Consider the following 14639-nt stretch of genomic DNA (forward strand, 5'->3'; position numbering starts at 1 on the left):
GCTCGCGCCGTGGCCGGGCGCGGTGGCGTAGGGCATGCCGGCGTAGGGCGCGCCGGTGGCCGGCGGCGCGGGGTAGCCGGGGGCGGCAGGCGACGCCGCCGCACGCTCGGTGCCGGGGGGCGGGACGCTCTGGGCCGAGCCGGCCGGCGGCGGGGGCGGGACGGTGCCCGTGGGGGAGGAGGTGCCCCGGCTGCGGGTGGCGAGGAACCACCCGACGAGCCCGACCGGCACGAGGAGCCACAGGGGCGCCCCCCAGGCGCTGCCGTCGTGGAGGAAGGAGAGGAGGACGCCGAGGACGACGACCCCGGTGACCAGGGCGAGGACGACCGCCCAGGCGTCGCCGTGGCGCAGGGCCCGTTCGGCGATGACCTCACCGCGGGCGTCGGGCAGCAGCAGCCACAGGAGGAGGTAGACGGGCACGCCGATGCCGCCGGCGATGGTCAGCACGATCGCGGCCGCCCGGATCAGGAGGGGGTCGACCCCGTAGTGGGCGGCGAGGCCGGCGCAGACGCCGCCGAACCAGCGGCGGTCGGCGTCCCTGCGGATGCCGGAGCCGCGCAGCCGGGCGAGGCCGTCGTCGAGGACGCCGGGGCCCGACCCGCCGGGGGGTGTCGAGGTGGTGCTGCTCTGCGTCATGCCCTCACTCTCCCGCCGGGCCGGTGCCGCCGCCATGAGGGTCGACCCTGAGCACCCCCTGACCCCACCCCGAGGCCCTGGGGAAACGGGCCCACGGTGCGTCAGGATGGTGTCGTGCCCACCCCGTACGAGCCCGCCGCGACCCGGATGCGCGCCACCCCCGGCGCCGCGTCCGAGGGTGTCCCGGCGCGGCCGCCGCTCCTGCGGGACCGGGCGGACGGGCCGACCCCGGGGGTGTGCGCCGCGGTGGCCCGCCATCTCGGGGTCTCCCGGCGGCTCGTGCGGATCGCCGTCGTCGTCCTCGCCTTCTCCGGCGGGGCGGGGGTGGCGGCCTACCTCTTCCTGTGGGCGCTGACCCCCGAGGTGGAGGGCGCCACCTGGGCGCCCCCGCCGCCGGCCCGCTCGGAGCGGCGCCGCTGGGGTGTCCTGCTCGTCGCGGGCCTGGCCCTCGTCGTCACCGGGTTCGCGCTGCTCGTGCCCGCCGTCGGGGTCTCGGTGCGGGGGTCGGTGCTCGTGCCCACCTTCGTCATCGGGGTCGGGGCCGTCGTCGCGTGGTCCAACCTCGACGCGACCCAGCGGTCGCGGTGGCTCGCGGGTGGGCCGGACGGCATGGGCTGGGTGCGCGTGGTCCTCGGTGCGGGCCTGACGCTCGCCGGCATCCTCGTGCTCGTCACCCGGGGGCGCTCGGTGAACGACCTCTGGGACGCCGTGCTGGCGGCGCTGGCCGTGCTCGTCGGGGCGCTCATCCTCGCCGCGCCGTGGGCGCTGCGGCTGTGGGGGGACTTCCGGCGGGAGCAGGACGCGGCGGTGCGGGCCACCGAGCGCGCCGACATCGCCGCCCACCTGCACGACTCGGTGCTCCAGACGCTGGCGCTCATCCAGCGCCGGTCCGCCGACCCGGCGGCCGTGACCCGGTTGGCTCGCGCCCAGGAGCGCGAGCTGCGCAGCTGGCTCTACGACGGCCCGCTGGGCTCCCAGGAGTCCCTCGCCGCGGCCGTCACCGAGGTCGCGCACGAGGTCGAGGACGAGCACGGCGTGCCGGTCGACCTCGTGGTCACCGGCGACCGCCCGTTCGAGCAGGACGGGGGCGCCCTGACCCGCGCGATGCGCGAGGCGCTGCTCAACGCCGTCCGGCACGGCCGCCCGCCGGTGACCGCCTACGTCGAGATCGGTCCCGGCGGGGTCGAGGCCTTCGTCCGGGACCGGGGTGACGGGTTCGACCTCGAGAGCGTCCCCGAGGACCGCCTCGGCGTGCGCCGTTCGATCCTGGCCCGCATGGAGCGGCACGGCGGCACCGCCCGGGTGCGCCGCCGCGAGGACGGCACCGAGGTCGAGCTGCGGCTGCCGCCGATCGAAGGAGAAGAGTCATGACCAGCTCCCGTCCCGACCCGACCCCCTCGGGGGTGGCCGTCCGCGTCGTCCTCGTCGACGACCACCGGATGTTCCGCACCGGCGTGCGGGCCGAGCTCACCGACGCCATGGCCGGCGCCGAGCCGGTGTGCGAGTTCGTCGGCGAGGCCGCCGACGTCGACGCCGCCGTCGCCGTCGTCCGGGCGGAGGCGCCCGACGTCGTCCTGCTCGACGTCCACCTGCCCGGCGGCTCGGGCAACGGCGGCGTCGACGTCATCCGCGGCTGTGCCGGCGTCGAGACCCTCCAGGGCCGGCCGGTGCGCTTCCTCGCCCTGTCGGTCTCGGACGCCGCCGAGGACGTCATCGCCGTCATCCGGGCCGGGGCACGGGGGTACGTGACCAAGACGATCGGCGCGCGCGACCTGCTCACGGCCGTCCGCCGGGTCGCCGACGGCGACGCGGTCTTCTCGCCCCGGCTGGCCGGGTTCGTCCTCGACGCCTTCGGCGCCGCGGCCGGTGAGATCGCCGAGGTCGACGAGGAGCTCGACCGGCTCTCCGCCCGCGAGCGCGAGGTGATGCGCCTCATCGCCCGCGGCTACCAGTACAAGGAGGTCGCCAAGGAGCTGTTCATCTCCGTCAAGACCGTCGAGACCCACGTCTCCTCGGTGCTGCGCAAGCTCCAGCTCTCCTCCCGGCACGAGCTGACCGCCTGGGCGATGGGCCGCCGGCTGGTCTGAGCGTCCGGCGCTCAGCCGGAGACGACGAGCAGGGTCCCTGCGAGGACCACGCCGGAGGCGAGCAGGGTGACCGTCGTGTAGCCGAGGATGTCGCGCATCTTCAGCCCGGCGATGGCCAGCAGCGGCAGCGCCCAGAACGGCTGGACCATGTTGGTCCACTGGTCGCCGTAGGCGACGGCCATGACCGCCACCGAGGGGTCCACGCCGAGCTGGTGGGCGGCGTCGAGGAGCACCGGCCCCTGGACGGCGAGCTGCCCGCCCCCGGAGGGGACGAAGAAGTTCACGACGCCGGCCGAGAGGAAGGCGAGCACCCCGAAGGTGCGGGGTGAGGCGACGTCGGTGATCGTGTCCGAGAGCACCTGGATCAGCCCGGAGCTCGTCATGATGCCGAGGATCCCGGCGTAGAGGGGGAACTGCAGGAGGATCTCGCCGACGTTCGAGGCCGCGTTCTTCGTCAGCGCGATGAGCTCGAACGGGTGGCGGACCAGGAGCAGGACGAGGGCGAGGAAGGTCCAGTTGACGACGTCGAGGGTCAGGCTGCCGCCGTCGGCGAAGTGCAGGACGAGGTAGGCCACGAGGAGAAGCCCGAGGGCCAGCGTCGGCACCCGGCTGGCGTCCACCCGGTCGGCCGGGGTGACCACCTCCTCGTCGAGGTCCGGGTCCTGCTCGCGGGCGTCCACCTCGAGCTGCACCACCCGGTCCGCCTGCCGGGGGGAGACCAGCCACAGGGCGCCGGCGACGACGAGGACGACGAGCACGGCGGCGAGGATGTTCCACCCGGCGAACGTCGTCTCGGAGAGCGGCAGGGGGCTGCCGAGCTGCTCGGAGACGAAGGAGTCCGGGGTGGCCGCGGTGAGCGGCGCACTGCCCGAGTAGCCCATGTGCCAGACGACGAAGCCGGAGAACCCGGCGGCGACGAGCATCGGGAAGTGCAGCCGCATCCCCTTCTCCCGGCCCTGGGCGGCCACCTCCTTGGCGAGCAGGGCGCCGACGACGAGCCCCAGCCCCCAGGTGACGAGGGAGGCGACCGCGGCGACGACGAAGACGAAGACGTACGCGACCGCGGGGGTGGACGGCACCGAGCCGAGGGCCCGCAGCAGGCGGCGGACCGGGCCGGTGTGGGCCAGGGTGTGCCCGAGCAGGAGGATCAGGGCCATCTGGGTGATGAACGCGAGCAGCCCCGCCAGCCCGTCGCCCCAGCCGACGACCACCTCACGCGGCCCCGCGTCGGTGAGCACGAGGGCGAGGACGGCGACGACCGCCGTGAGGGCCACGGCGAAGACGAGAGCCGAGGGGATGAACCGCTCGACGACGGTGTTGACCGGGCGCATGACCCGGTCGACGGTGCGAGGTGGGGGCTGGTCGGGCATGACGTCTCCTGGCACTGAGGGCACGACGATGTGGCCCGTCGAGGCTAGCGACGCCCGGCCGGGTGTGCACGGGGGCGCGACGGACGTCCGGGGCCGCCGCCTACCCTGGGGCCATGGACCTCCTCGAGCACGTCCTCGTCCTGCTGCACCTGCTCGGCATGGCGGCGGTCGTCGGCAGCGCCGTCCTCGTCGCCCGGGGCGTCGCCACTCCCGCGCTGCTTTGGGGCGCCCGCGCCCAGCTCGTCACCGGGCTGCTCCTCGTCGGTCTGCTCGAGGCGGGCGAGGGCCCCGTCGACCACGCCAAGGTCGGCGTCAAGCTCGTCGTGGCGCTCGCCGTCGTCGCGTGCTCGGAGATCGCCGCGGCGTCGGTGCGCCGGGGGCAGGGGGAGCGCCCGACGCTCGTCACCGTGGCCGGCTGGCTCGCGGTGCTCAACGCCGCCGTCGCCGTCCTGTGGACCACCGCGTCCTGACGGCGCCCACCGGTCACCGGCGCGGTCGGCCGGCTCAGGGCAGCAGGAGCAGCTTGCCCTGGGTGCGCCGGCTTTCGAGGTCGGCGTAGGCCTGCGGCGCGTCCCGGAGCGGGTAGCGGCCCCCGACGGCGACCTCGAGGGACCCGTCGGCCACCGCGCCGAGGACCTCACCCGCCCGCCAGAGCAGCTCCTCACGGCTGGCGAGGTAGTGGGCCAGGCTGGGCCGCGTCACGAACAGCGAGCCGCCGGTGTTGAGGCGCTGGAGGTCCAGCGGCGGCACCTGCCCGCTCGCCGCACCGAAGAGGGCGAGCACACCCCGGGGGCGCAGGGCGGCGAGCGAGGCGTCGAAGGTGTCCCTGCCGACGCCGTCGTAGGCGACGTCGACCCCGCGGCCCGCGGCGTCGCGCACGGCCGCTGCCGGGTCGTCGACGGCGCGGTAGTCGATGACGTGGTCGGCCCCCATCCGGGCGGCGGTGGCGCACTTGTCGGGCCCGCCGGCCGTCGCGACGACGACACCGCCCCGGGCCCGGACCAGCTGCACGAGCAGCTGGCCGACCCCTCCCGCGGCCGCGTGGACGAGCGCGAGCGTCCCGGGCGTCACGGGGTAGGTGCTCGCCGTGAGGTAGTGCGCCGTCATCCCTTGCAGCATCACGGCCGCCGCCGTCTCCAGGCCGACCTCGTCCGGTACGGGGACGACCTGGTCGGCGGGGACGGCGACGTGGCGGGCGGCGCTGCCGACGGTCATCGCCCACGCGACGCGGGCCCCCGGCTCGAGGCCGGTGACGCCCTCGCCGGTGGCCAGGACCGTGCCGGCCGCCTCGTTGCCGGCGACGAACGGCGTCTCCATCGGGTAGACGCCCTCGCGCTGGTAGACGTCGACGAAGTTGACCCCGACGGCCGCCACCTCGACCAGCACCTCGCCCGGCCCGGGCTCCGGCGCGGGTCGCTCCTCGACGACGAGGACGTCGGTGCCGCCGCTGCGGGGGACGAGCAGGGCCGGGCCGGTGAGGTCGCTCATGCCGTCAGCCTAGGTCGGGCGCGGTCGTGGCGACCCAGTAGCGACGCTTGCCCCGGCGGACGTCCTCGAGGACGCCGCCGTTGGTCTCGATGACGCGGGCCGAACCGAGGTTGTCCTCGTCGCACGTGACGAGCGCCGGGTCGATGCCGAGCGCGGTGCACACGGGGAACGAGGCTCGCAGGGCGGCGGTGGCGACCCCCCGGCGCCGGGCCGACGGGCGCACCGAGTACCCGACATGGCCGCCGAGCTCGAGCAGGAACGGCGTGAGCCGGTGCCGGACCGAGATCGACCCGAGGTAGGTGTCGGGGTCTCCGTCGTCGACGACCCAGAAGAACGTGCAGGGCACGTGCCCGCCGGGTCGCGGTGCGTCCTCGCGGGCCTGGTCCCGGCGCCGGGCGGCGAACCGCTCGAACCCGGCGGGGGTCTCCAGCTCGGCCCGGGTGAAGGCGACGCCCGCGAACCCGGAGTCGTCCGGTTCCTCGACCCAGACGCCGTCGCCGTCGCGGTGTCCCTCGCCGATCGCGACGAACTCGTCGTGGGCGGCGAGGTAGGACTCTCGCATCCGGGCATCGGGTCGGGCGAGCACGATCACGGCGCGACGGTAGCCCGTACGGGGCCGGCGGGCGAACGACTTACCCGCGCAGGGAGAGCAGCACCTCGTCGAGCATGTCCGGGGTGAGCCGCTTGGTGTAGGTGTTGTGGGGGCTCACGTGGTACGAGCCGACGAGGCGGACGCTCCGTCCGTCCGGCAGCCCGAGCGTCGCCTCGGCCGCGTGCCCGAAGCGGGGCTTGGGGCGGGGGACGCCCCACCCCACCGCCCGGGCGGCCGCCAGCGCGCCGTCCCAGCCGATCGAGCCCAGGCACAGCACGGTGCGCAGCCGAGGTGCGGCCAGCTCCAGCTCGCGCTGCAGCCAGGGGGCGCACGTGGCGCGCTCGGCCGGGGTGGGCCGGTTCGCCGGTGGGGCGCAGCGGACGGCGGCGACGATCCGCAGCCCGGTCAGGGCCTGGCCGTCGCCCGCCGCGAACGAGGTCGGCCGGGCGGCGAACCCGGTGCGGTACAGCGCGGCCCAGAGGAAGTCGCCGGAGGAGTCGCCGGTGAACATCCGACCGGTGCGGTTGGTGCCGTTGGCCGCCGGGGCCAGCCCGACGAGGAGCGCCTCGGCCTGTGGGTCGCCGAAGGAGGGGCCGGGTCGGCCCCAGTACGGCTGGTCGGCGAACGCGGCCCGCCGACCGGTGCGGGCCACCTCCTCCCGCCAGCGCACGAGCCGCGGGCAGGCCCGGCACACCGAGATCCTCGCCTGGAGGGCGCCCAGGTCGCCCGCGCTCGAGGCGAGCCGGCGGACCCGGGCCGGGGTGCCCGCCACCGGCGTCCCGGGGCGCGCGGGGTCACCCGGCCAGCCGGCGCCCGGCGGTGCGGGGGAGGGCAGCGGGGTGCCCGTCACCGGGTGCGGGTCGAGGCGGTCCACGAGGCCGACCCTACGGCGGCCCGGCCCGGTCAGTCCTCGCCCCGCGGGCCCGGGCGGCCGCGGGATGCCTTGGTCTCGGCCCGCTGCCTCTTGGCCCGCAGCCGCCGCTCGACGGAGCCGCGGGTGGGGCGGGTCGCCCGGCGTGACGGCGGTGGCGGCGCGAGCGCCTCGCGCAGCAGCCCGGCCATCCGCTCCCGGGCCGCCACCCGGTTGCGCCGCTGCTGGCGGTGCTCGGAGGCGGTGACGAGCAGCCGCCCCCCGTCGGTGCGTGCCAGGGCGCGCCGGCGCTGGGTGTCGGTCAGCCCCTCGAGGGTGCGCACGTCGAGCTCGAGCTCGACCCGGCTGTCGGCGGTGTTGACGCCCTGCCCGCCCGGCCCGGAGGAGCGGGAGAAGCGTTCGGTGAGCGCGGAGGCGGGGATGACGAGGCCGTCCGGCAGGCCGGGGCCCGCAGGCACGACGAGGTCCATCACCCCTCCTCGGGCTGGTCCTCGGGCTCCGGCGGGGGCGCCGCACCCTCGGCCTCGTCGCGCTCGGCCCACTCCAGGAGCGGGGCGAGGTCGAACGCCGCGTCATCGATGCCGGCGTGCACGTCGCCGAGCTCGGCGTACCGCTGCGGCATCGTCGCGATGGTCAGGTCGCCCGGCTCGGCGGCGTCGACCTCGGCCCAGCGCAGGGGGGCCGACACCGTGCCGAGGTCGTTGCCGCGCACGGAGTACGCGGCGGCCAGGGTGTGGTCGCGGGCGTTCTGGTTGTAGTCGACGAAGACCGCGGCCGGGTCGCGCTCGCGCCGCCACCACGCCGTCGTCACCTCGCCCGGCAGCCGGCGCTCGACCTCGCGGGCGAAGGCGAGCGCCGCCCGGCGGACGTCGGTGAACCCGTGCTCGGGCACGATCCGGACGTAGACGTGCAGCCCGTGGCCGCCGCTCGTCTTCGGCCAGCCGACCGCCCCCAGCTCCTCGAGGACCTCGTGGGCGGTGTGGGCCACCCGGCGGACGGTGTCGAAGGAGGCCTCCGGCATCGGGTCGAGGTCGATCCGCCACTCGTCGGGCGTCTCGGGGTCGGCCCGCCGGCTGTTCCACGGGTGGAACTCGACGGTGCTCATCTGGCAGGCCCAGGCGACGTCGGCCAGCCGGGTGACGCACAGCTCGTCGGCGTGCAGGCCGTAGCGCGGGAAGTGCAGCCGCACCGTCTCGACCCACGGTGGTGCACCGCGCGGGAGACGCTTCTGGTGCACCTTCTCGCCGGCGACGCCGTCGGGGAAGCGGTGGAGCATGCACGGGCGCTCGCGCAGGGCCCGCACGATGCCCTCGCCGACGGCGAGGTAGTAGCGCACGAGGTCGAGCTTGGTCTCGCCCCGCGCGGGGAAGTAGACCCGCTCCGGGTTGGAGATGCGCACGTCGAAGCCGCCGACGTCGAGGACGACCGGCTCCCCGTACCCGCCCGCGCGTGAGGCCACGGGCCCACGGTAGGGGTTCGCGCCACTCCCGCGAGCCTGCGGTGCCGTGCCCTTCGGGCCCGGGCCCGAGCCGCCGGCGTCCCGTTGGCGTCACCGGCGTGTCTTTTTTAGACAAACCCTCGACGAATCGTTCTGATACCCCTACTCTGGATCTCGAGACCCCCGCGGCTTGGCGGGCCGGAACCCCTGCACCGGCCTCGCGCCGCGGGGGTCCGCGCGTCCCGGGCGGTCACCGGGGCCACGTAGGCTGGTCCGCGAGATGAGCACCCTCTTCGACGGCCTCGACTTCGGCGGCGCCCGGTCCACCCCCCACGTCGACCCGGCGACGCACGACAGTGCACAGGCGGCCCTGGTCAACGCCGCCGGGGTCCCGACGTGGGCCGAGGCGGCGGCCGAGGGGAGCGCGGGCAGCCCGCCCGGGCGGCCCGACCCCGAGGCGCTGCTGCGGGGGCTCAACCCACCGCAGCGGGAGGCCGTCCTCCACGAGGGCCCGCCGCTGCTCATCGTCGCCGGCGCGGGCTCGGGCAAGACCCGGGTCCTGACCCACCGGATCGCCCACCTGCTCGCCGACCGCGGGGTCCAGCCGGGCCAGGTGCTCGCGATCACCTTCACCAACAAGGCCGCCGCCGAGATGCGCGAGCGGGTGGCGGCGCTCGTCGGCCCCCGGGCCCGGGCGATGTGGGTGATGACCTTCCACAGCGCCTGCGTGCGCATCCTGCGCCGCGAGGCCGACAAGGTCGGCATGCGCTCGAGCTTCTCGATCTACGACGCCGCCGACAGCCAGCGCCTGATGTCGATGGTCGTGCGCGACCTCGACCTGGACCCCAAGCGGTACAACCCGCGCGCCTTCGGCCACCAGGTGAGCAACCTCAAGAACGAGCTCGTCGACGAGGAGACCTTCGCGAGCCGGGTCGCCCAGGAGGGCACCCACCAGGAGCAGGTGCTCGCCGAGGCCTACCGCGAGTACCAGCGCCGGCTGCGCCAGGCCAACGCCCTCGACTTCGACGACCTCATCATGACGACGGTCCACATGCTCCAGGCATTCCCGGACGTCGCGGAGCACTACCGGCGCCGCTTCCGGCACGTCATGGTCGACGAGTACCAGGACACCAACCACGCCCAGTACCAGCTGGTCAAGGAGCTCGTCGGGTCCGAGGAGGCCCGCGGGCGGGCGCACGGCGTCGCCCCGAGCGAGCTCGTCGTCGTCGGCGACGCCGACCAGTCGATCTACGCCTTCCGGGGGGCGACGATCCGCAACATCGAGGAGTTCGAGCAGGACTACCCCGCGGCGCGCACCATCCTCCTGGAGCAGAACTACCGCTCCACCCAGACGATCCTGCGGGCCGCGAACGCCGTCATCGCCCGCAACGAGGGGCGGCGAGCCAAGAACCTGTGGACCGACAGCGGCGACGGCGCCCGGATCGTCGGGTACGTCGCCGACAACGAGCACGACGAGGCGAGCTTCGTCGCCCGGCGCATCGACGCGCTCGCCGACGAGCACGGGGTGCGGCCCGGCGACGTCGCCGTGTTCTACCGGACCAACGCCCAGTCCCGGGCCCTCGAGGAGGTCCTCGTCCGGGTCGGCCTGCCCTACAAGGTCGTGGGCGGCACCCGCTTCTACGAGCGCCGGGAGGTCAAGGACGCCCTGGCCTACCTGCGGGTGCTGTCCAACCCCGCGGACACCGTCAACCTTCGGCGCATCCTCAACGTCCCCAAGCGTGGCATCGGCGAGCGTGCCCAGGCGTGCGTCGCGGCGCTCGCCGAGCGCGAGCGCATCCCGTTCGTCGCCGCCCTCGGCCGGGCCGAGGACGCCCCCGGCATCGCCACCCGCTCGGTCTCGGCGATCGGCGGGTTCACCGCGATCCTCGAGGACCTCGGTCGGGTCCGGGACGACGAGGACACCGGCGTCGCCGACCTTCTCGAGGCCGTCCTCGACCGCACCGGCTACCTCGCCGAGCTGCGCGAGAGCCGCGACCCGCAGGACGAGACGCGCATCGAGAACCTCGCCGAGCTCGTCGCGGTGGCCCGCGAGTTCGACCAGGCCCGCCGCGAGACCGGGGAGGTCGTCAGCCTCGAGGAGTTCCTCGAGCGGGTCTCGCTCGTCGCCGACGCCGACGAGATCCCCGAGAACGACGAGGCGCAGGAGCAGGGTGTGGTCACCCTGATGACGCTGCACACCGCCAAGGGGCTGGAGTTCCCCGTCGTCTTCCTCACCGGGATGGAGGACGGCACCTTCCCCCACCTGCGCAGCCTCGGCGACGCCAAGGAGCTCGAGGAGGAGCGCCGGCTGGCCTACGTCGGCATCACCCGGGCCCGCGAGCGGCTCCACCTGTCGCGGGCAGCGGTCCGTTCGGCCTGGGGCGCGCCGCAGTACAACCCGCCCTCGCGCTTCCTCGACGAGATTCCGGCCGAGCTGCTCGAGTGGGAGCGCGAGCTCTCCGGGGCGGCGGCGGTCGGCCGGCACGACCAGCGGCCCGCGGTGGCGACGCTCGCGGCCCGCCCAGGGGTGCGCTCGCCGGGCAACCGCCCGGTCATCCCGCTCGAGCCGGGCGACCGGGTCACCCACGACACCTACGGGCTCGGCACCGTCGTGCGCACGCTCGGGGAGGGCGAGCGGACCCAGGCCGAGGTCGACTTCGGGGGAGAGCTGGGCGTCAAGCGGTTCGTGCTGCGCTTCGCTCCGCTCGAGAAGATCTGAGCCCGCGGCCGGACCCCGTGTCGGCCGGAGTCGCCGCGGTGAGCGCACCCCCGGGCCGGTCAGGCCGGGGCGGTCACCACAGGCCGTGGTCCTGGAGCCACGGGACGGGGTCGATCGGGGTCCCGTCCTCGGGGGCGCTCTGCATCTGCAGGTGCAGGTGCGGGCCGAAGGAGTGCCCGGTGTTGCCGACGAGGCCGACCTGGTCGCCGGGCAGGACCTCCTGGCCCGCGACGACGTCGATCCGGCTCATGTGCCCGTACCAGGAGGTGCTGCCGTCCCAGTAGAGGATCTCGACCTTGTAGCCGAAACCGCTCGTGTACCCGGCGCTGAGGACCGTCCCCTTGGACATCGCGTGCAGCGGCGTCCCGGTGGCCGCGGCGAGGTCGATGCCGGCGTGCAGGCGCCCCCAGCGGTAGCCGAAGCCGGAAGTGACGTTCCAGACGTCGACCGGGCGGACCCACTTCTTGGCCAGCCGCTCGGCCTCCGCCTCGGCCGCCGCCCTGGCGCGGGCCTCCCGGCGGGCGGCGCGCGCGGCCCGCGCCTTCTCCTCGGCCCGGCCCTGGAAGGCGGCGGCCTCGATGTTGGCGTCCTGGCGCCGGGTGGCGATGTCGCTCGCGGCCTGCTCGTCGGCGGCCTCCTGGGTGCGCACCATCGCCGTCTGCCGACCGGTGAGGTCGAAGCTCTGGGGGGCCGACTCGGCCATCGTGGCGCCCGCTGCGGTGACGACGAGCGCCCCGGCGGCGGCGGTGGGGAGGACGAACCCCGAGCTCAGCGCTCGGGGAAGGCGGGCGCGACGCTGCTGGACGCGGTGGCGTCCGGCGTAGTGACGCCCGGTGTAGCTCCGGGAACTCACGGCGGCGGGAACCTTGACGGGACGGGGGCAGGGACCTGGCGGGGCCGGTACACCGTACCGTGACCGTTCCGTGACGCGCAGGCCACGGTCCGGCCACCGAGCCGGGCGCTCGCGGGTGATCCCGCCGTGGCCCGCGTGACCTGCGCGGATGCCGCCCGATGTGGCCGCCACGCACCTGAGAGACGCCTCAGGAGCGGGGTGGCCGGGGTGCTCGGCGGGCGGTGTGCGCCGCCCCTGGAGAACGCACCGCCGAGGTAAGCCGGCCCCCGCGCAGCGGTAAAGAGTTCCGGTCATCGGGTCAATTCTTGGCAAGAAGTGTTGTCCTCCCCGGGGTCGCGGAGCAGGTTTCCCCTCGTGCCCGGAACCGGGCGTCGCCCCAGCTCGAGGAGAACCACCACCGTGAGACGACTCACCCCCGGCCTCGCCCTCGGCGCGGCCGCCGCGACCATCGTCGCCGGCGTCCCCGTCGCCGCGGCGGCCGCCGCCGCAGCCCCCCAGGCCGCCGGCGCCACCGCCCCGACGGCCCTGCCCGCGTCCTCACCGGGTGCGGACCACGACGCCCTCGGCCTGCCCGCTGCCCAGACGCTCGTGCCGAGGTCGGTGGTCACCGACCCCGACGGCACCCGCTTCGTGCGCTACGAGCGCACCTGGAAGGGCCTGCGCGTCGTCGGCGGTGACCTCGTCCTGGAGAAGAGCCCCGCCGGTGCGCTCCGGCAGGTCCGGTTCAACGCCGGGCACAGGGGCGTGGGGGCCGCGACGACGACCCCGAAGGTCGCCCGCTCCGCCGCCGAGAGCGCCGCCCAGCAGCGCTCGAAGGCCACCGCCGAGAAGAGCCGCGGCGAGCTGGTCGTCTGGGCCGGCTCGGGCACGCCGCGGCTCGCCTACGACGTCGTGACGACCGGGGTCAAGGCCGACCAGACCCCGAGCCGCCTGCACACCATCGTCGACGCCGGCTCCGGCGCGGTCGTCACCAGCTGGGACGAGATCGTCACGGGCACCGGCAACTCGATGTACTCGGGCACGGTGACCCTGCACACGGTCCAGAGCGGGTCGACCTGGCAGCTCAAGGACAGCCACGGCAACTACACGACCGACCTCAACGGGTCGACGAGCTCGACCGCCTCCGGGACGCTGTTCACCGACGCGGACAACGTCTGGGGCACCGGCTCGGCCTCGAGCCGGCAGACCGCCGGGGTCGACGCGCAGTACGGCGCGGAGATGACCTACGACTTCTACGACACCGTCCTCGGGCGCGCCGGCATCTGGGACAACGGGCAGGGCGCGCGCAGCCGGGTCCACTACGGCAACAGCTACGTCAACGCCTTCTGGGACGGCAGCCAGATGACCTACGGCGACGGCAGCGGCAACACCCACCCGCTCACCTCGCTCGACGTGGCCGCCCACGAGATGAGCCACGGCGTCACCGAGAACACCGCCGGGCTGGCCTACTCGGGTGAGGCCGGCGGCCTCAACGAGGCGACCTCGGACATCTTCGGGACGGCCGTGGAGTTCTACGCGAACAACGCGACCGACACGGGCGACTACCTCATCGGCGAGAAGATCGACATCAACGGCGACGGCAGCCCCCTGCGCTACATGGACAAGCCCTCCAAGGACGGCGCGAGCCAGGACTGCTGGAGCTCGAGCACGAAGAACCTCGACCCGCACTACTCCTCGGGGCCGCTCAACCACTGGTTCTACCTCGCCTCCGAGGGCAGCGGCGCCAAGACGATCAACGGCGTCTCCTACAACAGCCCGACGTGCAACGGCTCCACGGTGACCGGGACGGGCCGGGAGAAGGTCGAGAAGATCTGGTACCGCACGCTGGCGACCAAGCTCACCTCGTCCGCGACCTACGCGGCCGCCCGCAACGGCGCCATCGCCTCGGCGAAGGAGCTCTACGGCGCGGACTCGAGCGAGTGCACCGCGGTCGCCGCCGCGTTCTCCGCCATCAACGTCGCCGCCGGCAGCGAGGCGTGTGGCGGTGGCTCCACCGAGCCGCCGCCCACCTCGGGCAACCTGCTGCAGAACCCGGGCTTCGAGTCGGGCGCGACGGTGTGGACCGGCACGAGCGGGCCGATCACGAGCAACACCGGCCGCCCGGCCCGGACCGGCAGCTGGAAGATGTGGCTCGGCGGCAACGGGCGGACGACCACCGAGACCGAGAGCCAGACGGTGACCATCCCGTCCTCGGCGAGCGCGGCCACGCTGAGCTTCTGGATGCGGGTGGACACCTCCGAGACGACGAGCTCGCGGGCCTACGACACGATGAAGGCCCAGGTCGTCTCCGGCGGCTCGACGAGCACGCTCGCGACGTACAGCAACCTCGACGCGACGGGCACCTACGTCAAGAAGTCCTTCGACGTCTCGTCCTACGCGGGCCGGTCCGTGACCGTGAAGTTCCTCCTGTCCGAGGACGTCACGCTGCAGACCTCCTTCGTCGTCGACGACACCTCGCTGGCCACCTCCTGAGGCCGGGGCGACGGCGGCGCGACCACCCGGTCGCGCCGCCGTCGCGCGTGCCGGGATGCCGCTCGCCGCGCCGCTCGGCCGTTCGGGGGTGAGATTGCCCCCATCGGGCACCT

At 74.8% G+C, this 14639-nt stretch carries 13 protein-coding genes; 5 read left to right on the top strand and 8 right to left on the bottom strand.

Annotated elements, in window-relative coordinates; translation table 11 throughout:
* The coding region (locus G8D98_RS11940) for a PspC domain-containing protein (RefSeq protein ID WP_166103521.1) at positions 1 to 636 on the bottom strand (636 nt) is incomplete at its 3' end.
* A 114-nt stretch (positions 637 to 750) separates the two neighbouring features.
* On the opposite strand from G8D98_RS11940, the gene G8D98_RS11945 reads away from it, so the two are divergent.
* Both G8D98_RS11945 and G8D98_RS11950 read left to right on the top strand, forming a co-directional pair.
* Positions 751 to 2007 carry an ATP-binding protein gene (locus tag G8D98_RS11945; RefSeq protein ID WP_229661776.1) on the top strand — a complete coding sequence of 419 codons (1257 nt, stop codon included), beginning with the start codon at positions 751 to 753 and terminating at the stop codon, positions 2005 to 2007.
* The gene (locus tag G8D98_RS11950; protein ID WP_166103523.1) at positions 2004 to 2723 is read left to right on the top strand and encodes a LuxR C-terminal-related transcriptional regulator; all 720 of its coding nucleotides are present in this window, start codon (positions 2004 to 2006) and stop codon (positions 2721 to 2723) included. The genes G8D98_RS11945 and G8D98_RS11950 overlap by 4 nt, the downstream gene beginning before the upstream one ends.
* Positions 2724 to 2734: 11 nt before the next feature.
* Here the strand turns inward: G8D98_RS11950 and G8D98_RS11955 are convergent, their stop codons facing one another.
* Positions 2735 to 4093, bottom strand: coding sequence for a short-chain fatty acid transporter (locus G8D98_RS11955; RefSeq protein WP_229661775.1), 1359 nt, complete (start codon positions 4091 to 4093; stop codon positions 2735 to 2737).
* 113 nt (positions 4094 to 4206) lie between these two features.
* Here G8D98_RS11955 and G8D98_RS11960 point away from each other — a divergent pair, with 113 nt between their 5' ends.
* The gene (locus tag G8D98_RS11960; protein ID WP_166103526.1) at positions 4207 to 4563 is read left to right on the top strand and encodes a hypothetical protein; all 357 of its coding nucleotides are present in this window, start codon (positions 4207 to 4209) and stop codon (positions 4561 to 4563) included.
* 34 nt (positions 4564 to 4597) lie between these two features.
* Here the strand turns inward: G8D98_RS11960 and G8D98_RS11965 are convergent, their stop codons facing one another.
* The 5 genes from G8D98_RS11965 to ligD are packed head-to-tail and all read right to left on the bottom strand — an operon-like array spanning position 4598 to position 8503.
* Positions 4598 to 5581: a quinone oxidoreductase family protein gene (locus tag G8D98_RS11965; RefSeq protein WP_166103529.1), complete on the bottom strand. Its 984-nt coding sequence runs from the start codon at positions 5579 to 5581 to the stop codon at positions 4598 to 4600.
* A gap of 4 nt (positions 5582 to 5585) precedes the next feature.
* Positions 5586 to 6173 carry a GNAT family N-acetyltransferase gene (locus tag G8D98_RS11970; RefSeq protein ID WP_187566742.1) on the bottom strand — a complete coding sequence of 196 codons (588 nt, stop codon included), beginning with the start codon at positions 6171 to 6173 and terminating at the stop codon, positions 5586 to 5588.
* Positions 6174 to 6213: 40 nt separating this feature from the next.
* A complete protein-coding gene (locus G8D98_RS11975; protein ID WP_166103531.1) occupies positions 6214 to 7047 on the bottom strand; it encodes a uracil-DNA glycosylase in 834 nt (277 codons plus the stop codon).
* Between the two features lie 29 nt (positions 7048 to 7076).
* Positions 7077 to 7517 carry an alternative ribosome rescue aminoacyl-tRNA hydrolase ArfB gene (gene arfB / locus G8D98_RS11980; protein WP_205859773.1) on the bottom strand — a complete coding sequence of 147 codons (441 nt, stop codon included), beginning with the start codon at positions 7515 to 7517 and terminating at the stop codon, positions 7077 to 7079.
* Complete coding sequence (ligD, locus tag G8D98_RS11985; protein WP_166103536.1) at positions 7514 to 8503, bottom strand: non-homologous end-joining DNA ligase; 990 nt, start codon at positions 8501 to 8503, stop codon at positions 7514 to 7516. The genes arfB and ligD overlap by 4 nt, the downstream gene beginning before the upstream one ends.
* 259 nt (positions 8504 to 8762) lie before the next feature.
* Between ligD and pcrA the strand changes: the two genes are divergently transcribed.
* The gene (pcrA, locus tag G8D98_RS11990) at positions 8763 to 11201 is read left to right on the top strand and encodes a DNA helicase PcrA (protein WP_166103538.1); all 2439 of its coding nucleotides are present in this window, start codon (positions 8763 to 8765) and stop codon (positions 11199 to 11201) included.
* 73 nt (positions 11202 to 11274) lie between these two features.
* On the opposite strand, the gene G8D98_RS11995 is transcribed toward pcrA, so the two are convergent.
* On the bottom strand, positions 11275 to 12054 hold the full coding sequence (locus G8D98_RS11995) for a M23 family metallopeptidase (RefSeq protein ID WP_166103541.1): 780 nt from the start codon (positions 12052 to 12054) through the stop codon (positions 11275 to 11277).
* A gap of 399 nt (positions 12055 to 12453) precedes the next feature.
* On the opposite strand from G8D98_RS11995, the gene G8D98_RS12000 reads away from it, so the two are divergent.
* The gene (locus G8D98_RS12000) at positions 12454 to 14526 is read left to right on the top strand and encodes a M4 family metallopeptidase (RefSeq protein WP_166103544.1); all 2073 of its coding nucleotides are present in this window, start codon (positions 12454 to 12456) and stop codon (positions 14524 to 14526) included.
* Positions 14527 to 14639 lie beyond the last annotated feature (113 nt).

Origin of the sequence: Phycicoccus endophyticus, assembly GCF_011326735.1 — a bacterium.
Taxonomy (GTDB): Bacteria; Actinomycetota; Actinomycetes; order Actinomycetales; family Dermatophilaceae; genus Phycicoccus; species Phycicoccus endophyticus.